The organism is Agromyces neolithicus, from assembly GCF_039529735.1.
Taxonomy (GTDB): domain Bacteria; phylum Actinomycetota; class Actinomycetes; order Actinomycetales; family Microbacteriaceae; genus Agromyces; species Agromyces neolithicus.
The window spans coordinates 65,094-84,154 of record NZ_BAAANJ010000002.1 but is presented as its reverse complement, the minus strand read 5'-3'; the positions used below and the strand labels follow the sequence as shown (position 1 = coordinate 84,154).

Below are 19,061 nucleotides of genomic sequence, written 5' to 3'. Positions count from 1 at the left end.
CGTCGTGACCCTCGTGCGAAGGGACGCGTGAGGGACGCATCAGGCACGCGTGACGGACGTGCGAGGTCTCGGCCTGCGGGACTCCTGAAAACAAGGACACCGCGCGCGTCCTGATCCGGAGCGTGGAATCGCGTTTGCGTGGAATGGCTGTCCTTGTTTTCAGGAGTCGCACAGATGTCTCGGCTCAGCTGGAGGGAAGGGCGTCCGCGCGGGTTCGGCTTGGGGAGCACCGCGCGATCGTCAGACCCTCGGGTACGACTCGCGACCTGGGCCAGTCGCCCTCCACAGCGAGGGCACCCACGCCAATTCTCACAGGATGGCTCAAGGTGCCACGAAGCCGATCTCAGCAGATCATGCTCGGAGCACGAGGTCGCGATGAAGCACGAGGTGTCGAGATGAAGTACCAACGTGAGACGACCGCCCTCGGAGGGATCGCGAGGAGATCCGACCTGCGACACATGGGGCTCGACGACCAGGCCGTTCGCATCTTCACCGCAAACGGCGGACTGATTCGGGTACGTCAAGCGTGGTATGCGCTGCCCGACACGCATGCAGCCGCCGTGCGAGCATGCGAGTTCGGCGGGCGGCTCGCTTGTGCAAGCGCCCTTCGTTTCCACGGCCAACTCGGCGAGGACGATGGTGTTCTGCACATCGAGATTCCCGCGAACTCGATGGCGCGGGTGCCGCAGAGCGCGTGCGGGAGTGTAAACGTGCATTGGTCGCGGCATCCATCGGCCGGGAATCGGGCCGTGGTCGACGCGGCGGCTGCGTGGCGGCAGTGGGAGCGGTGCGGGCGGGCGGGGCGATAGCCTTGAGCACGTGACTGCAGAGAACCCCTTCGGACAAGTGCTCGTCGCGCTCGTCACGCCGATGACGGCGGACGGCGAAGTCGACTGGGCCGGGGTCGAGAAGCACATCGACGACGTGATCTCGGCGGGTGCCGACGGCATCGTGGTCACCGGCACCACAGGTGAGACCTCGACCCTGACCGACCCCGAGAAGATCCGCCTCGTCGAGGTCGGCAAAGACGTCGCGGCCGGCCGGGCGAAGATCATCACGGGTGGCGGCTCGAATGAGACGGCGCACGCGATCGAGCTCTACAAGCACAGCGAGCAGGCCGGCGCCGACGGCATCATGATCGTGACGCCGTACTACAACAAGCCGACGCAGGCGGGAATCCTCACGCATTTCCGCATGGTGGCCGACGCCACCGACCTGCCGGTCATCCTCTACGACATCCCCGGTCGCACTGGTGTGCCGATCAAGTACGAGACGATCCTGCGCCTCGCGAAGCACCCGAACATCGTGGCGATCAAAGACGCCAAGGGCGACTTCTCCGAGGTCAGCCGTGTGCTGAACCAGACCGACCTGCTCTATTTCTCGGTCGACGACGCCAACGTGCTCCCGCACCTGTCGATCGGCGCCTCGGGCCTCATCGGCGTCACCGCGAACATCGCCCCGGCGCCCTACCGCACCATCGTCGACGCCGTGAACCGCGGCGACCTCGCCACGGCCACCGCCGCGCACCAGCAGCTCGAACCGCTCGTGCGCGCGACCATGACCCATGTGCCGGGTACCGTCGCGGCGAAGTACATCCTGCACGGCCTCGGCCGCATCTCGAGTCCGCGCGTGCGGCTTCCCCTCGTCGGCCCCGAGGAGTGGGAGGCGGCACTCATCGAAGACGAGATCGATCACGTGCGGGGCATCCCGGGCGTCGACTTCCGCAACTTCCGGCCCGACCGCAACGCCGCCGCCGGCGGCGCCTTGCCGAAGGTCGCCGGCACCACACGCTGAGCCGCGCGAAGCGCGGCCGGCGGGCGAACCGCCACCACGAGACATCCGCGACGCTGATCGTCGCACCGAACTGAACACCGCAACAGAAGGAGGGCCCCATGCCCGACATCGTCATCGACCCTGCCCCGCTCGAAGCCGGAACGCTGCGCATCATCCCCATCGGGGGTCTGGGCGAGGTGGGCCGCAACATGACGAGCTACGAGATCGACGGCAAGATCCTCATCGTCGACTGCGGTGTGCTGTTCCCCGAAGAGCATCAGCCGGGCGTCGACCTGATCCTGCCCGACTTCGGCTTTCTGCGCGACCGGCTCGACGACATCGTCGGCGTGGTGCTGACGCACGGGCACGAAGACCACATCGGTTCGGTGCCCTACCTGCTGAAGCTGCGCGGCGACATCCCGCTGATCGGCTCGCAGCTCACGCTCGCGCTCGTCGAGGCGAAGCTCAAGGAGCACCGCATCCAGCCCTACAGCCTCACGGTGAAAGAGGGCCAGCGCGAGCAGATCGGCCCGTTCCGGCTCGAGTTCATCGCCGTGAACCACTCGATCCCCGACGCCCTCGCCGTGGCGATCAAGACCGACGCCGGCACGGTGCTCGCCACCGGCGACTTCAAGATGGACCAGTTGCCGCTCGACGGCCGGCTCACCGATCTGCGCGAGTTCGCGCGGCTCGGCGAAGAGGGCGTCGACGTCTTCATGGTCGACTCCACGAATGCGGATGTCCCGGGCTTCACCCCGCTCGAACGCTCGATCGGTCCCGTGCTCGACGAGGTCATCAACCGCGCGCCCCGCCGCGTCATCGTCGCGAGCTTCTCGAGCCACGTGCACCGCGTGCAGCAGGTGCTCGATGCGGCGTGGGAGAACCACCGCCGTGTCGCGCTGCTCGGCCGCAGCATGGTGCGCAACATGACGATCGCCGCCGACCTCGGCTACCTGAAGGTGCCCGAGGGGGTGCTGATCGACTACAAGAAGGCCGGCGACATCCCCGACCACGAGATCGTGTACATGTCGACGGGCTCGCAGGGCGAACCCATGGCGGTGCTCTCGCGCATGGCCAACCGCGACCACCAGATCGAGATCGGCGAGGGCGACACGGTCATCCTCGCGTCGAGCCTGATCCCGGGCAACGAGAACGCGGTCTACCGGGTGATCGACGGACTCACGAAGCTCGGTGCGAACGTCGTGCACAAGGCGAACGCGAAGGTGCATGTCTCGGGCCACGCGGCTGCCGGCGAGCTGCTGTACTGCTACAACATCTTGAAGCCGAAGAACGTGCTGCCGATCCACGGCGAGTACCGCCACCTCTTCGCGAACGCCAAGCTCGCACAAGACACCGGAATCCCCGAGAAGAACACCTTCATCGGTGAGAACGGGTCGGTCTACGACCTGCGCGATGGCGAGATGCGCGTGGTGGGCCAGCTCGACCTCGGTTTCGTCTACGTCGACGGCTCGACGGTCGGTGAGATCAACGACGCCGACCTGAAGGATCGCCGCATCCTCGCCGAGGAGGGCTTCATCTCGGTCATCGTGGTCGTCGATGCGACGACCGGCCGGGTGATCACCGGCCCCGAGATCCACGCTCGCGGATTCGCCGAAGACGACGCGGTGTTCGAAGACGTGAAGCCGAAGATCATCGCGGCGCTCGCCGATGCCGCGCAGAACGGCGTTCGCGACTCGCACGGCCTGCAGCAGATCGTGCGTCGAACGCTCGGCACGTGGGTGAGCCGGCGCCTGCGCCGGCGCCCGATGCTCGTGCCGCTCGTCATCGAGGCGTAGGCCGTCGCAGCGCGCGATTCGCGGGGCGGAGACGGCGGGAATCCCGCTCTGCCGATCGCAGACACTCGCCCGTTGCTGCGGGGCTGCGTGGGCGGTCAGCCGTAACGTGGGGGGCATGGCTACGAGCACCAGGTCGAACGGGCGCGCCTCGGGCACCCCGGCGCGCGGCTCGGGCTCGCGCACCGCGCCCACGAAGAAGCTGCCTGCGACCACCGCCAAGACGTCGGCCGCGTCGAAGAGGGCCGCGGCGGCCGCGCCGGCCCGACCGAACCTGTTCGTTCGCGCGTGGATGGGGCTCGCCCACGTGGCCGGCGGTGCGGCTCGCGCCCTCGGCCCTGAGACGCTGCAGAAGGAAGAACGTCGCGACGGGTTGCCGTTCTTCATCGTCGTCCTCGCGATCGCCGGTGCGGTGATCGAGTGGTTCTTCATCAACGAGCCCATCGCGCAGGCCCTCGACTCGTGGACCTTCGGCGGCCTGTTCGGACGTGTGGCATTCGCGCTTCCGGTGGTCATGCTGCTGTTCGCCATCTGGCTGTTCCGGCACCCGAGCTCGGTGCACGACAACACCCGCATCGGCATCGGGCTCGGGGTGCTGCTGCTCTCGGTCTCGGCGCTCTGCCACATCTTCGGCGGCCAGCCCGAGCCGAGCGAGGGCATGGCGGTGCTCGCCCGGGCCGGTGGCATTCTCGGGTGGATGCTCGCGCAGCCCCTCATTCTGCTCATCACGCCGGTCGGTGCGACGATCGTCGTCGCCCTGCTCGTGGTGCTCTCGCTGCTCATCATGACGAAGACGCCGCCCAACCGCATTCCGGCCCGGTTCCGCGAGCTGTACGCGTGGCTGTTCGGGGCTCCCGACGAGCCCGAAGCCCCCGCCACTGCCGAGGCCAAGCCCTCGCGTCGCGAGCGCAGGGCGGCCGAGAGGGCCGAGAAGTCCCGGCAGGCTGAGCTCGACGGCATCGACGATCTCGCAGACGAGCCAGAGCACACCGGTCTGCTGCCGTGGTGGCGACGCAACGATTCCAACCGCGAAGAAGATCCGGCATTCGAGGCCCCTGGTGTCGACGGCATCACCGAGGTGTTCGGCCCGGGCTCGGCGGCCGGCAGCTTCGACACCCCGCTCGAAGGCGTCGGTGGTCCTGCCACCTATGGCACCGAGGTGCTCGGCGACCTCGAGCACGCCGAGTCGGCGCTCGCGCATTTCACCGGCGACGTGCCGCGCGGCGGCACGGGCCTGCGCGGCGACGAGGGCGGCCCGACCACCGCGCTGCCGATGTTCGACGGTCTCGACGACGGCGCGTCGCCCCCGCCGACCACGGGTGACGGCGCGCTCAGCGGCATCGGCGGCGACGAGCCGGCCGAACCCGAACGCCCCTACTCGCTTCCGGCGGCGTCGACGCTCGCGGCCGGCGCGCCTGCGAAGTCGCGGTCACAGGCGAACGACGACGTCGTGCGCCAGATCACGGGAGTGCTCGACCAGTTCGGCGTCGACGCGAAGGTCACGGGGTTCTCGCGCGGGCCCACGGTCACGCAGTACGAGATCGAACTCGGGCCAGGTGTCAAGGTCGAGCGGGTCACGGCGCTCTCGAAGAACCTCGCGTATGCGGTCGCGTCGAACGAGGTGCGCATCCTCTCGCCGATCCCGGGCAAGAGCGCCATCGGCATCGAGATCCCCAACGCCGATCGCGAGACCGTCACCCTCGGCGACGTGCTGCGCTCGGGGGCGGCGGTCAACGCCTCCCACCCGATGACGATCGGCGTCGGCAAAGACGTCGGCGGCGGCCACGTCGTGGCGAACCTCGCCAAGATGCCCCACCTGCTCGTCGCCGGGTCAACAGGCTCGGGCAAGTCGAGCTTCGTCAACTCGATGATCACGTCGCTGCTCATGCGGGCCAAGCCGACCGATGTGCGCATGGTGCTCATCGACCCGAAGCGCGTCGAGCTCGCGCCCTACGCCGGCGTGCCGCACCTCATCACGCCGATCATCACGAACCCCAAGAAGGCGGCCGAGGCGCTGCAGTGGGTCGTGAAAGAGATGGACATGCGCTACGACGACCTGGCGTCGTTCGGCTTCCGTCACATCGACGACTTCAACAAAGCCGTCGTGGGCAACGAGATCGTGCTGCCGGCCGGTTCCGAGCGCAAGCTCAAGCCGTACCCCTACCTGCTCGTCGTGGTCGACGAACTGGCCGACCTCATGATGGTGGCACCGCGCGACGTCGAGGACTCGATCGTGCGCATCACGCAGCTCGCCCGTGCCTCGGGCATCCATCTCGTGCTCGCCACGCAGCGGCCGTCGGTCGACGTCGTCACGGGCCTCATCAAGGCCAACGTGCCGTCTCGCCTCGCGTTCGCAGTGACGAGCGTCACCGACTCGCGCGTCATCCTCGACCAGCCGGGCGCCGACAAGCTCATCGGTCAGGGCGACGCGCTGTTCCTGCCCATGGGCGCCTCGAAGCCGATCCGCGTGCAGGGCGCCTGGGTCACCGAGGCCGAGATCGAGCGTGTCGTGAAGCACGTCACGCGGCAGGCCAGGCCCGAGTACCGGCAAGACGTCGCGGCCGCCGTCGAGCGCAAAGAGATCGACGCCGACATCGGCGACGACCTCGAGTTGCTGCTCGCCGCGGCCGAGCTCGTGGTGTCGACGCAGTTCGGGTCGACGTCGATGCTGCAGCGCAAGCTGCGGGTCGGGTTCGCCAAGGCCGGCCGCCTCATGGACCTGCTCGAGTCGCGTGAGATCGTCGGGCCGAGCGAGGGCTCGAAGGCGCGCGATGTGCTGGCCACGGCCGAGCAGCTGCCCGAGGTGCTCGCACGACTGCGCGGCGAGACGTCGGGGCCCGCTGCACCGGCGGCTCCCGCCGGCGCGTCCACCGCCGGCGCCTCAGCTGCCGGCCCGTCCACCGCCGGCGCCTCAGCTGCCGGCCCGTCCGCTCCCGCCGCCTGGGGCGAGCCCGACGACCGCTACGACGACGACCCCGTAGCTCGACGCACGCAGGGCCTGCCCGAGGTCGACGCCGAGCCCGACGAAGACGCGTGGGGGCTCACCGGGCGCGACTGATCGTGGCTCGCGCGACGCCGTGCCGCGGCATCCGTCGCCGGGTACAGTTGGCCGTATGACCAATCCCGCCGGCAGCCCCGCGCGATCGGCGAACTGGAACCTCCCCAACGCCATCACGGTCGTGCGCATCGTGCTCGCGCCGGTCTTCTTCTGGATGCTGCTCGCCGACAACGGCGACGACGGATGGCTGCGCTGGGCCGCGGCGGCGGTGTTCATCATCGGGATCTCCACCGATTGGGTCGACGGCCACATCGCTCGCTCGCGCGGGCTCGTCACCGACCTCGGCAAGATCCTCGATCCGATCGCCGACAAGCTGCTCACCAGCGGCGCGCTGGTGTGCCTTTCGATCCTCGGCGAACTGCCCTGGTGGGTCACCGCGATCATCGTGGTGCGCGAGGTCGGCATCACCGTGTGGCGGCTCGTCGAACTCGGTCGCGGCAATGTCGTTCCCGCGTCGTCGGGCGGCAAGCTCAAGACCCTGGTGCAGTCGGTCGCGATCTCGTTCGCCCTCGTGCCGTTGTGGACGGTCTTCGGCGACTGGATCCACTGGCTGAACGCGATCCTCATGACCGCGGCGGTGGTACTCACCCTGTGGTCGGGCCTGTTGTACGTGCGCGACGCGGTGCGCCTGGCCCGTTCAGGCGACGTCGGCGCCTGAGATGGGCGAGCGGATGCCCCGACCCGGCGATGCTCGTGACGGTGAGGCAGCGAGCGCAGCGGCAGACCCGGCCGCGCGGCTCGTCGCTGCCCTCGCACAGCGCGGGCTTCGCATCGGCGTCGCCGAATCGCTCACCGGGGGGCTGCTCGTCGCTGAGCTCATCCGCATCCCGGGAGCTTCGGCCGTCGTGAACGGCGGCATCGTCGCGTACGACACGGCGGTGAAGCGTTCACTCCTCGGCGTCGATGCCGGGCTGCTCGAGCGCGAGGGGGCGGTGCATCCCGACGTCGCCCGGCAGATGGCCGCCGGCGCTCGCACGGCCCTCGCCGTCGACGGGCGGCCCGCAGACCTCGGCGTGGCGACGACCGGTGTCGCCGGCCCCGACTGGCAGGACGGGCGTGCACCGGGAACGGTCTACCTCGGGCTCGCCTCGGTGTCGGGCACCATCGCGATCCCGCTCGAACTCCACGGCGAACGTGCGGCGATCCGGACCGCCACCGTCGACGCGGCGCTCACGGCCCTCCTTGCACGGATCGAACCTTCGCCGTCGCCGTCGCCGTCGCCGTCGCCGTCGCCGTCACCGTCGTGACCCGCGGGTGGGCCTGCACTCACAAGCACGTCGCGAGCGCGGCTCACCCCGTGGCTGCCGGGCGTCGATAGCGGTGCTCGGGCCGGCCGGCCGACCCGTAACGCGGTGCGACTTCAGCGGCGCCGGTCGCGACGAGGTGTTCGAGGTAGCGCCTCGCGCTGACCCGGGACATCCCGAGCGATTGCGCGATCTCGGCCGCCGAGGCGTCGGTCGCGCACTCCGAGAGCCGCGCCGAGACGCGTTGCAGGCTGACCGCCGAGAGTCCCTTCGGCAGGCTCGCCCTGCGCAGCGGCGCCATGCCGATCACCTGGTCGATCGCGCGCTGGTCGAGCGTCGCGCGTGGCGCGGCGCGGTCGGCGACGATGCCGCGGCGCACCTCGTCGAGTCGTTCTCCGAGGCTCGCGCCCGAGAACGGCTTGACGAGGTAGTGGCGCACGCCGAGCAGGCGCGCCTGCCGCACCGTATCGAGGTCTCGGGCCGCTGTGACGGCGATCACCTCGACGTCGTCTCCTGCGGCCCGCAGCTGTCGCAGCACGTCCAACCCGCCGAGATCGGGCAGGTAGACGTCGAGCAGCACGAGGCCGGGCCGATGGGCGGCGATCGCCGCAAGGGCGTCGCTTCCGGTGTGCGCCTCCGCCACGACGGCGTACCCGGGCCGGGCGTCGACGAACGCTCGGTTGACGTGGGCGACGGCGAAGTCGTCGTCGACGATGACGACGCGGATGTCGGCGCTCACACGGTCGCTCCCGCTCGTGGTGTACTCACCGGGGAGACTGGCGTCGCGGCGACGACCCAGGGCAGGCGCACCGTGAAGCGGGCGCCGCCGCCGGGGGCCGTGCCGACGGTCGCGTCGCCGCCGAGACGCGCCGAGACGCGCTTGACGATCGTGAGCCCGATGCCACGGCGCGCCTTGCCCGGGGACGGTGCCTTGCCGCTGACGTCGGGATCGAAGATGACATCGCGAAGCTCCTCGGGAACGCCGGGGCCGTCATCGTCGACGCGCACGATCACGGCCTGCGGCTCGAGGTCGTCGCGCACTGAGAGCTGGATGCGACCGCCCAGGGCGCAAGCCTCGATCGCGTTGTCGAGCAGGTTCGCGACGACGGTCACGAGGTCGGTGCGAGCCCCCTGACCGGATGCGGCGTCGAGGTGCGACTCGGCGTCGACCTCGAGCTCGATGCCGAGTTCTGCGCGCGGGAGCGCTTCGCGAGCACGAGCGCGGCGATCTCGACGTCGGAGATGCCGTCGTGTTCGTCGACCGCCGAGAGCGCACCGCCGCTGCCGACGCGCTCGATGAACGCGATGGCGGCGTCGACGTGACCGAGTTCGAGCAACCCGCTGACGACGTGCAGCTTGTTCGAGAACTCGTGCGACTGCGCCCGCAGTCCCTCGGCGAGCCCCTGCGCGCCCTGCAGCTCACGCAGCATGGCCTCGAGTTCGGTGCGATCGCGCAGGATCGCGATCGCGCCGATGTCACGGCTGTCGACGCGCACCCGGTCGCCGTGCACGAGCAGGATGCGCTCACCCGAGAGCACGGGGGTCTCGCGCTCTTCGCCGGAGGCGATGAACCGGGCGAGTTCCGCGTCGAGCACTTCGTCGACGCGCTCGCCGAGGACGGCTTCGGCGTCGGGCACGTCGAGCAGGCGGGCTGCGGCGTCGTTCATGAGCAGGATCCGTCCGTCGTCGTCGACGGCGACGAGCCCCTCGCGGATACCGTGGAGCATCGCCTCGCGGGTCTCGAGCATGGCACGGATCTCGTCGGGCTCGAGCCCGTAGATGCGGCGGCGGATGACCCGGCCGATCCATGCCGAGCCGACCACGCCGATCACGGCCGCGGCCACGAGCGCGATCAACAGCACCGCGAGTCCGTCGAGGAAGTCCGCCCGGAGTTCGGATTCGAGGATTCCGACCGAGACCTGCCCCATGACCCCGCCGGCGGCGTCGAAGATCGGAACCTTGACCCGCCAGGACTCGCCCAGCGTGCCGGTTTGGGTTCCGACGTAGATCTGGCCGGAGAGCGGGATGGCGGGGTCGGTGGACACCTTTTCGCCGATTCGGTCGGGGTTCGGGTGCGAGTAGCGGATGCCCGCGTCGTTCGCGACGACGACGTAGGTCACGTCAGAGGATTCCCGCACGACCTCGGCCACGGCCTGGATCGTCGCCGAAGGGTCGGCATCGTCGAAGGCATCGATGATCACCGGCAGCCCGGCGACCGATTGCGCGACCGCGATCATGCGGTCCTGGTAGGCGTCCCGCAGTTGCTGCTCCTGCAGCCACGTCGCGGTGACGCCGGTGCCGACGACGGTCGTGAGCACGATGGCGACCTGCAGCAGCAACAGCTGCATGCCAAGCGTCATCGACCGGCTCACCAGTCCAGTGTGCGGCATCCATGGCCCGTCGACGGCACCCGCAGCCGTGACCAATACGACCGAATCGTCCGAAATGAACAGTACGACCCTTACGACCGCAGCATTCCCCCCGCGGATGCCCCGACCTAGCGTCGTGTCCACATCGATCGTCGCCCGCGGACGAACCCGGGCACTCAAGGAGGAGAATTGCGATCTCACAGCAGGCCGCGCACGTCGGCCACCATCCACCGCTCACGAGGGGCGGCGCGAATCGCGATCGCGGGTCTCGGCATCGTCTCAGCGCTCGGGCTCGCCGCCTGCAGCGCGCCGGCGGCAGGAGCCGGCGGCTCCGGGGCCGACGAGGCGGTCTCGCTCGAGACCGTGAACCTGATCGCGCCCGCCGATCCCGGCGGCGGCTGGGACCAGACCGCCCGGGCCATGTCGCAGGTGCTGACCGATGAGCAGCTCGTCGGCTCCGCCCCGGTCGAGAACATCGGCGGCGCGGGCGGCACCGTCGGCCTCGCCGCGCTGGCCAACGAGAAGAATCCGGCGACCCTCATGGTCACCGGCCTTGTGATGGCAGGCGCGGTCGAGACGAACGCCTCGGCGGTGCGCATCGAGGACATGACCCCGATCGCGAAGCTCACCGAGGAAGCGCTCGTGCTCGTCGTCCCCGCCTCGTCGCCCCACAAGACCGCCGAGGACCTCGTCGACGCGATCGTCGAGCAGGGCGCCGCGATCTCGGTCACGGGCGGGTCGGCCGGCGGCGCCGACCACATCCTCGCGGGCATGCTGCTCACCGAGGCCGGCGTCGACCCGGCCGACATCCCGTCGACGCTCAACTACATCCCGAACTCGGGCGGTGGCGAAGCGGTCACGATGCTGCTCGGCAACACCGTGCAGGCTGGCATCTCGGGCGTGGGCGAGTTCGTCGAGCAGATCGAGGCCGGCGAGCTGCGGGCCCTGGCCGTCTCGTCGCCCGAGCCCGTCGCTCTGCTGCCCGACACGCCGACCCTGATCGAGGAGGGCTACGACGTCGAGCTCACGAACTGGCGCGGCATCCTGGCTCCCGGCGGCATCTCCGAGGCCGACGCCGAGGCGCTGCGCACGCTCGTCTCCGACCTGCACGCCACCACCGGTTGGGGCACGACGCTCGAAGACAAGGGCTGGGCCGATGCGTTCCTCGTCGGCGACGACTTCCAGTCCTTCCTCGACGGCAACATCGCCGAGGTGACGACGACGCTGCAGACGATAGGCCTGGTCTCCCAGTGACCGACGCCACCCAGGCTCCCCTCGGCGCATCCGCGCCGGGGGGAGCCCCATCGGCCCGCGCCGCTCGTCCGGCGATCGGGGAGTTCGCGTTCGCCGCGGTGTGCGCGGCGCTCGGCGTGTATGCGATCGTCGGCGCCGGCTTCATCCGGGTGCCTCCCGGCTCGGCCAGCGTGCTCGGGCCCCGCGTGTTCCCGTATGCCGTCGGGGTACTGCTCGTCGCGGCATCCGTCGCCGTCATCGTGCAGGTCGCGCGCGGGCATCGCGGTGTCCCCGACGACGGCGAGGACATCGACCCGGATGCCCCCACCGACTGGCTCACCGTCGCGAAGCTCATCGGGTGCTTCCTCACCCAGCTCGTGCTCATCGAATGGGCAGGGTGGCCCGTCGCCGTGATGGTGCTGTTCGGCGGCGCCGCGTGGTCGCTCGGCGCGAAGCGCTGGTGGGTGGCGCTGCTCATCGGCCTCGGCCTCGGCCTCGCGACGCAACTCGTCTTCGGCGTGTGGCTCGGGCTGTCACTGCCCGCCGGCCCGCTCCTCGAGTGGATCCCGATCTTCAATGGATAGTCTCAACGCACTCCTCGAGGGGTTCGCCACTGCGCTTGCCCCCCAGTACCTGCTCTACGCGCTCTTCGGCGTGTTCATCGGCACCGCCGTCGGCGTGCTGCCGGGCATCGGCCCCGCGATGACCGTCGCGCTGCTGCTGCCGCTCACGTACTCGCTCGACCCGACCGGGGCGCTCATCGTGTTCGCCGGCATCTACTACGGCGGCATGTACGGCGGCTCGACGACGTCGATCCTGCTCAACACGCCGGGGGAGTCGTCGTCGATCGTGACGGCCCTCGAGGGCAACCGGATGGCGAAGGCAGGCCGGGGCGCCGCAGCGCTCGCGACCGCGGCGATCGGCTCGTTCGTCGCGGGCACGGCCGCGACGTTGGCGCTCACGTTCCTCGCACCGGGGATCGCGAAGCTCGCCGTGCAACTCGGTCCTGCCGACTACTTCGCCCTCATCGTGGTCGCGTTCCTCACCGTGGGAGCGCTGCTCGGCTCGAGCGTCCCGCGCGGGCTCGTCTCGCTCGGTCTCGGACTGCTGCTCGGCCTCGTCGGCACCGAGGTGCTCTCGGGTCAGCAGCGCTACACGTTCGGCATCGCAAGCCTCGCCGACGGCATCGACGTCGTGCTCATCGCCGTCGGCCTCTTCGCCCTCGGCGAGACGCTCTATGTCGCGTCGCGGCTGCGGCACGGGTCGGTGCGGGTGATCCCGGTCACCCGCGGGTGGCGCAACTGGATGACCCGTCGCGACTGGCGCCGCTCCTGGCGGCCGTGGCTGCGCGGCACCGCGATCGGGTTCCCGATCGGCACGATCCCGGCCGGCGGTGCCGATGTCGCGACCTTCCTCTCATACGCCACCGAGCGAAAGCTCGCGCGAGGCAACGCGCGAGCAGAGTTCGGCCGCGGCGCGATCGAGGGGGTCGCCGGTCCTGAGGCCGCCAACAACGCCGCTGCGGCGGGCGTGCTCGTTCCGCTGCTCACGCTCGGCCTGCCGACCACGGCAACCGCCGCGATCATCATCTCGGCCTTCCAGTCGTACGGCATCAGGCCCGGCCCGATGCTGTTCGAGAACCAGTCGGGGCTCGTGTGGGCGCTCATCGCGAGCCTCTACATCGGAAACGTCATGCTGCTCGTGCTCAACCTGCCGCTCGTGGGCATGTGGGTGAAAGTGCTCCGCATTCCGCGCCCGTACCTGTACGCGGGCATCCTGGCGTTCGCGGGGCTCGGTGCGTACGCCCTGCACTTCAACGTGTTCGACACGCTGGTGCTGCTGGTCATCGGTCTTGTCGGGTTCCTGATGCGCCGGTACGGCTACCCGGTGGCTCCGATGGTGGTCGGCGGCATTCTCGGCCCGATGGCTGAGGAGCAGCTTCGCAAGGCGATGGCGATCAGCCAGGGAGATCTCTCGTACCTCGTGCACAGCCCGTTCGCGATCATCGCCTACTCGACGCTCGCGGTGATCGTCGTGCTCGGCGTCTGGCTGAAGCGGCGAAAGGCCCGTCTCGAGGCGACTGCGCCGGATCCGATCACCGCATCGCTGCCGGCTTGGGAGGAGGTGGACAGATAGCGGAATAGTCTTCGTGAACAGCCTGTTACATGTGTGGAGTTCACACGAAAGCTCCAGTGTGCCACGCTAGATTGGAAGCCACGAGGGTCAGGTAGACTGGCGCTCCCGTTTCCGGTCTCGGCGAGGCCGCAGGCACAGTAGAGGAGGTTCCCCGATGGTTCTGGTTCGACAGGAGATCGGCGATGTGCTGAGGGACTTCCGACTGCAGAAGGGGCGCACGCTCCGGCAGGTGGCGTCCAAGGCGAGCGTCGCGCTCGGGTACCTGAGCGAGGTCGAGCGGGGTCAGAAAGAGGCCTCGAGCGAGATCCTCGCGTCGGTCGCCGATGCGCTCGACACGCCCATCTCGGTGATCATGCACGAGGTCGGCGACCGCATCGCGGTCATCGAGGGCCTCAGCGTGGTGCCCGACAGCCTTCCCGACGAGCTCGTCGCCGAGTTCGACGCCGACATGATGGTTCGCTGACCACCGCGTCCATCACCACGTACATTCGAACGCTTCGGCCGGTCCTCGGACCGGCCGAAGTCATGTCCGGGAGAACCCGATGAAGCTCAGCGAATTCCAGATCGCCGTCGACACCGAGTTCGGCGGGGGCTACGGCGGTGTCATCGTGAACGACCTCGTGCTCGCGACGCTCGGTGGGCGCACGGCTCGCGAGGCCCTCGCCGCCGGCGTGCGGCCGCGCGAGGTGTGGCTGGCCCTCTGCGATGCGACGGATGTCCCAGAGGAGCGCCGTCACGGAGCCGGTCGGCCGGTGCCGGGGGAGCACGGACGCGGCATCCGCTGATCCGGCTTGCTCCATGCCGAAGGCCGGTTCGACACGCGGCGCGTCTTCGAACATCTGTTCGGTCGTTGGAGTAGTCTCCTCAACAGCAGGAGTTCCAGCGCATCCGTCCACATCTCCGCCGGTGACGGCAGCTGATGTCGGTGGTCGGCCATACGGTCGATGCGTCGGAACACACCGCAACCGCCTTGTCGCGAGACGCCGCGGGTCAGCGCCGATCGGTCACGGCCCGCAACGTGGAACGACAGCCTAGAGGCAGCAGCAACCGAGCATCCAAGGAGCCCCACACCATGGCATCACCAGCAGACCGCGAGAAAGCACTCGAAACCGCCCTCGCGCAGATCGACCGTCAGTTCGGCAAGGGCTCGGTCATGCGACTCGGCAGCGAAGAACGCGCGCCCGTCGAGGTCATCCCCACCGGTTCGATCGCCCTCGACGTCGCCCTCGGCATCGGCGGCATTCCGCGCGGCCGCATCGTCGAGATCTACGGTCCCGAGTCCTCGGGCAAGACCACGCTCACGCTGCACGCCATCGCCAACGCCCAGCGCGCCGGCGGCATCGCCGCCTTCATCGACGCCGAGCACGCGCTCGACCCCGAGTACGCCAAGAAGCTCGGCGTCGACATCGACGCGCTGCTCGTCTCGCAGCCCGACACGGGTGAGCAGGCGCTCGAGATCGCCGACATGCTGGTGCGTTCGGGCTCGATCGACCTCATCGTCATCGACTCGGTCGCGGCCCTCGTGCCTCGCGCCGAGATCGAGGGCGAGATGGGTGACTCGCACGTCGGCCTGCAGGCACGCCTCATGTCGCAGGCGCTGCGCAAGCTCACCGGTGGTCTCAACCAGACCAACACCACCATGATCTTCATCAACCAGCTCCGCGAGAAGATCGGTGTGTTCTTCGGCAGCCCCGAGACCACCGCGGGCGGCAAGGCACTCAAGTTCTACGCCTCGGTGCGACTCGACATCCGTCGCATCGAGACCCTGAAAGACGGTACCGACGCGGTGGGCAACCGCACCCGGGTGAAGATCGTCAAGAACAAGATGGCCCCGCCCTTCAAGCAGGCCGAGTTCGACATCCTCTACGGGGTCGGCATCTCGCGCGAGGGCAGCCTCATCGACTACGGCGTCGACCAGGGCATCGTCAAGAAGTCGGGTGCCTGGTACACCTACGACGGCGATCAGCTCGGGCAGGGCAAAGAGAACGCCCGCAACTTCCTGCTGCAGAACCCCGACATCGCGGCCGACATCGAGCAGAAGATCCTCGTGAAGCTCGGCATCGGCCAGCCGGCGGTCGCCGCCGCGGCGGTGCCGTCGAACGTCGAGTCGATCACGTCGAAGCGCAAGGGCGCCTGACGAGTTCGAGGCACGTGACCGGGAGGAACACACGATGAGCGACGCTGCATCCGAACGTCTCGCCCCGGTCACGTACCTGCCGTGGGTTCGCCCCGGTGCCGGGGCGACGGCTCGACCTGCCGCCTCGCGTCAGGCAGCCCCCGCAGCCGAGAAGCGAGTGGGTGCCGCCGTCGAGCGGCAGCCGCGGGCCGCGGCGTCCCCGACGGCTCGACCGACCGTCGAGGCACACCCGCGGGCGCCGCACGAAGCCGAATCGCGGCGGCCGGCGAGCGCGACGACCGTTGACGAGACCGGCGAACCCGACGAGACCGGCCTCGAGCGTGACGAGCGCATCGACCGCCTGGTCGTGTCGCGCCTGCGGCGATCGGCGCTCTCGGTGAGTGAGGTGCGCTCGGTGCTCGCCGAACACGGGCTCGACGAGCATGAGATCGAGCAGTGGATCGAGCGCTACGACCGATTCGGCTATCTCGACGACGCGCGGCTCGCCGAGCAGCTCGTGCACAGCCACGGCGTGCGTCGGGGCAGGGGCAGCGCAGCGATCCTCAATGAGTTGAGCCGTCGCGGCATCGACTCGGGCATCGCGCGAGCAGCGATCGACCGCCTCGACCCTGAGGCCGAGCGAGAGAACGCGCTGGCAGTGGCCGAGCGGCGGGCGCGGCAGCTCACCGGCCTCGACCGGCAGACGGCCGAGCGCCGGCTCTCGGCGTTCCTGCAGCGGCGGGGCTATCCCAGTGACGTCGTGCGTGAGGCGGTGACGGCGGCGATCGCGGCGGCGGGCTCGTAAACTGGTGCGATCATGAGCACCATTCACGAGGTCGCATCGGTCGGGGCGACGCTGTCACCGCCCGCGCCGCGCACGTACGAGGTTCGCACTTTCGGGTGCCAGATGAACGTCCACGACTCCGAGCGGCTGAGCGGTTCGCTCGAGGCGGCCGGGTACGTTCCCGCCGACGGCTCAGAGCCCGACATCGTCGTCATCAACACGTGCGCGGTACGCGAGAACGCCGACAACAAGCTCTACGGAAACCTGGGGCACCTCGCCAGCGTCAAGCGCCGCCACGCGGGCATGCAGATCGCGGTCGGCGGCTGTCTCGCGCAGAAAGACAAGAACGTCATCCTCGAGAAGGCCCCCTGGGTCGACGTCGTGTTCGGCACGCACAATATGGGCTCGCTGCCGAGCCTGCTCGAGCGCGCACGGCACAACGACGAGGCGCAGCTCGAGATTCTCGACTCGCTCGAGGTGTTCCCGTCGACCCTGCCGACCAAGCGCGACTCGACCTACAGCGGGTGGGTCTCGATCTCGGTCGGCTGCAACAACACGTGCACGTTCTGCATCGTGCCCGCGTTGCGCGGAAAAGAGAAAGACCGTCGGCCCGGCGAGATCCTCGCCGAGATCGGCACGCTCGTCGACGACGGCGCCGTCGAGGTCACCCTGCTCGGGCAGAACGTGAACTCCTACGGCGTCGAGTTCGGCGATCGGCAGGCCTTCGGCAAGTTACTGCGGGCCGCCGGCCAGATCGACGGCCTCGAGCGCATCCGGTTCACGAGCCCGCACCCCGCGGCGTTCACCGACGACGTCATCGACGCGATGGCCGAGACTCCCAATGTCATGCCGCAGTTGCACATGCCGCTGCAGTCGGGCTCCGACCGCGTGCTCAAGGCGATGCGCCGGTCGTACCGGTCCGAGAAATTCCTCGGCATTCTCGACCGCGTGCGCGCGAAGATCCCGAACGCGGCGATCTCGACCGACATCATCGTCGGCTTCCCCGGCGAGACCGAAGCGGACTTCCAAGAGACGCTGCGCGTCGTCGAAGCCGCCAGGTTCGCGTCGGCGTTCACGTTCCAGTACTCGATCCGTCCGGGCACGCCCGCCGCCACCATGGACGACCAGGTGCCGAAAGACGTCGTGCAAGAGCGCTACGAGCGGCTCACCGCGCTGCAGGAGCGCATCTCGTGGGAGGAGAACGAGAAGCTCGTCGGCAGGGCCGTCGAGGTGCTCGTCTCTTCGGGTGAGGGCAAGAAAGACGCCGAGACCCACCGGCTCAGCGGTCGCGCCGAAGACAGCCGCCTCGTGCACTTCGAGGTGCCCGCAGGGTCTGAGCTGCCCCGGCCGGGCGACGTGGTCTCGGTGACGATCACGCACGCGGCCCCGTTCCACCTCCTGGCCGACGCGGTCGACGACGTGCCCCTGGTCATCCGTCGCACTCGCGCGGGCGACGCGTGGGATCGTGCTGAGGCAGAGAGCTGTGCGGTGCCGGCCGCGGGCGGGTCCTCGGCCGCCGGCCCGGTTTCGCTCGGATTGCCCACGGTTCGCGCCCGCAGCGCCGAGCCGCTCGTCGCGCCCGGGGTCGGCACCATGCCCATCTACGACCCCACCGACGCGCAGCGCTGACGTGTCGCTCATCGCGATCGTCGGGGCGACGGGCACCGGCAAGTCCGACTTCGCGCTCGACCTCGCGGCGGCACTCCGACGCGCGGGGCGACCCGCCGAAGTCGTCAACGCCGATGCCATGCAGCTCTACCGAGGCATGAACATCGGCACGGCGAAGCTCACGCCCGACGAGCGCCGCGGTGTGCCGCATCACCTGCTCGACGTGCTCGAGGTCACCGAGGAAGCCTCGGTGGCGGCCTATCAGCAGGCTGCGCGTGAGGCGATCGACGAGATCTCGACGAGGGGTGCCGTCGCGCTGCTCGTCGGCGGGTCGGGGTTGTACGTGTCGTCGGTGATCCACGATTTCCGGTTTCCGGGCACCGACGCGCAGCTTCGGGCGAGGCTCGAGGCCGAGCTCGCCGAGCGCGGCCCGGGCCTGCTGCATGCACGACTCCGTGCCATCGACGCCGAGACCGCGGCGAGCGTCGACCCGCAGAACGGGCGCCGCATCGTTCGCGCCCTCGAGGTCATCGAACTGACCGGTGAACCCAAGGCCGCACGACTTCCCGATGAACCCGTGGCGTGGCGCGACCACCGCATCGTGCACCTGCGCAGCGAGCGCTCGCTCCTCGTCGAGCGGCTCGACGCCCGCGTGCTCGACATGTGGCAGCGTGGCCTCGTCGACGAGGTGCGCGCCCTGCTGCCTCAGGGCATCGAGCGCGGGGTGACCGCCCGCAAGGCGATCGGCTACGCGCAGGCGCTCGCAGAACTGCACGGCCGCATGCCCCGTGCCGACGCGATCGCCGAGACCCAGCAGCTCACCCGAACCTATGCACGTCGCCAGGTGGGCTGGTTCAAGCGCTACCGTGACGCGGCCACGATCGACGCCGACGACCCGTCGGCTCGCGCCGCGGAGCTCAACCGTCAGGCGACCCTAGACTGAGGTG

Annotated in this window: 17 protein-coding genes; 14 read left to right on the top strand and 3 right to left on the bottom strand. The window is 69.5% G+C overall.

Annotated features, from left to right (window positions below):
• The first annotated feature begins 819 nt into the window (after positions 1-819).
• The 5 genes from dapA (at position 820) to ABD164_RS03590 (ending at position 7,871) form a co-directional block, all read left to right on the top strand.
• Positions 820-1,794 (top strand): 4-hydroxy-tetrahydrodipicolinate synthase, encoded by a 975-nt coding sequence (dapA, locus tag ABD164_RS03610; RefSeq protein ID WP_344293532.1) that lies wholly within the window; start codon positions 820-822, stop codon positions 1,792-1,794.
• Between the two features lie 98 nt (positions 1,795-1,892).
• Positions 1,893-3,569, top strand: a complete 1,677-nt coding sequence (locus ABD164_RS03605) for a ribonuclease J (RefSeq protein WP_344293530.1) — start codon at positions 1,893-1,895, stop codon at positions 3,567-3,569.
• Positions 3,570-3,684: 115 nt separating this feature from the next.
• Positions 3,685-6,624, top strand: a complete 2,940-nt coding sequence (locus ABD164_RS03600; protein ID WP_344293528.1) for an FtsK/SpoIIIE family DNA translocase — start codon at positions 3,685-3,687, stop codon at positions 6,622-6,624.
• A 55-nt stretch (positions 6,625-6,679) separates the two neighbouring features.
• Positions 6,680-7,282, top strand: a complete 603-nt coding sequence (pgsA, locus tag ABD164_RS03595; protein WP_344293526.1) for a CDP-diacylglycerol--glycerol-3-phosphate 3-phosphatidyltransferase — start codon at positions 6,680-6,682, stop codon at positions 7,280-7,282.
• Between the two features lie 13 nt (positions 7,283-7,295).
• Complete coding sequence (locus ABD164_RS03590) at positions 7,296-7,871, top strand: CinA family protein (protein ID WP_344293524.1); 576 nt, start codon at positions 7,296-7,298, stop codon at positions 7,869-7,871.
• Positions 7,872-7,914: 43 nt separating this feature from the next.
• Here the strand turns inward: ABD164_RS03590 and ABD164_RS03585 are convergent, their stop codons facing one another.
• From ABD164_RS03585 to ABD164_RS03575, 3 genes are read right to left on the bottom strand one after another with little or no spacing between them, the layout of a single operon-like run.
• Positions 7,915-8,607, bottom strand: coding sequence for a response regulator (locus tag ABD164_RS03585; RefSeq protein WP_344293522.1), 693 nt, complete (start codon positions 8,605-8,607; stop codon positions 7,915-7,917).
• Positions 8,604-8,981: an ATP-binding protein gene (locus ABD164_RS03580; protein ID WP_344293520.1), complete on the bottom strand. Its 378-nt coding sequence runs from the start codon at positions 8,979-8,981 to the stop codon at positions 8,604-8,606. Before ABD164_RS03580 ends, ABD164_RS03585 begins: the two co-directional genes overlap by 4 nt.
• The gene (locus ABD164_RS03575; protein ID WP_344293518.1) at positions 8,978-10,240 is read right to left on the bottom strand and encodes a Spo0B domain-containing protein; all 1,263 of its coding nucleotides are present in this window, start codon (positions 10,238-10,240) and stop codon (positions 8,978-8,980) included. Before ABD164_RS03575 ends, ABD164_RS03580 begins: the two co-directional genes overlap by 4 nt.
• Before the next feature lie 186 nt (positions 10,241-10,426).
• Between ABD164_RS03575 and ABD164_RS03570 the strand changes: the two genes are divergently transcribed.
• From ABD164_RS03570 to miaA, 9 genes are all read left to right on the top strand, one after another.
• Positions 10,427-11,491: a Bug family tripartite tricarboxylate transporter substrate binding protein gene (locus tag ABD164_RS03570; RefSeq protein WP_344293516.1), complete on the top strand. Its 1,065-nt coding sequence runs from the start codon at positions 10,427-10,429 to the stop codon at positions 11,489-11,491.
• Entirely contained in the window at positions 11,488-12,054 is a 567-nt protein-coding gene (locus tag ABD164_RS03565; RefSeq protein ID WP_344293514.1) for a tripartite tricarboxylate transporter TctB family protein, read from the top strand. The genes ABD164_RS03570 and ABD164_RS03565 overlap by 4 nt, the downstream gene beginning before the upstream one ends.
• Entirely contained in the window at positions 12,047-13,606 is a 1,560-nt protein-coding gene (locus ABD164_RS03560) for a tripartite tricarboxylate transporter permease (protein ID WP_344293512.1), read from the top strand. Before ABD164_RS03565 ends, ABD164_RS03560 begins: the two co-directional genes overlap by 8 nt.
• A 154-nt stretch (positions 13,607-13,760) precedes the next feature.
• Positions 13,761-14,069 carry a helix-turn-helix domain-containing protein gene (locus tag ABD164_RS03555; RefSeq protein ID WP_344293510.1) on the top strand — a complete coding sequence of 103 codons (309 nt, stop codon included), beginning with the start codon at positions 13,761-13,763 and terminating at the stop codon, positions 14,067-14,069.
• 79 nt (positions 14,070-14,148) lie between these two features.
• Entirely contained in the window at positions 14,149-14,391 is a 243-nt protein-coding gene (locus ABD164_RS03550; protein WP_344293508.1) for a DUF3046 domain-containing protein, read from the top strand.
• A gap of 287 nt (positions 14,392-14,678) precedes the next feature.
• Positions 14,679-15,743 (top strand): recombinase RecA, encoded by a 1,065-nt coding sequence (gene recA, locus ABD164_RS03545; RefSeq protein WP_344293506.1) that lies wholly within the window; start codon positions 14,679-14,681, stop codon positions 15,741-15,743.
• 34 nt (positions 15,744-15,777) lie between these two features.
• A complete protein-coding gene (locus tag ABD164_RS03540) occupies positions 15,778-16,527 on the top strand; it encodes a regulatory protein RecX (protein WP_344293503.1) in 750 nt (249 codons plus the stop codon).
• 12 nt (positions 16,528-16,539) lie between these two features.
• A complete protein-coding gene (miaB, locus tag ABD164_RS03535) occupies positions 16,540-18,135 on the top strand; it encodes a tRNA (N6-isopentenyl adenosine(37)-C2)-methylthiotransferase MiaB (protein ID WP_344293501.1) in 1,596 nt (531 codons plus the stop codon).
• 1 nt (position 18,136) lies between these two features.
• A complete protein-coding gene (gene miaA, locus ABD164_RS03530; RefSeq protein ID WP_344293499.1) occupies positions 18,137-19,057 on the top strand; it encodes a tRNA (adenosine(37)-N6)-dimethylallyltransferase MiaA in 921 nt (306 codons plus the stop codon).
• Positions 19,058-19,061 lie beyond the last annotated feature (4 nt).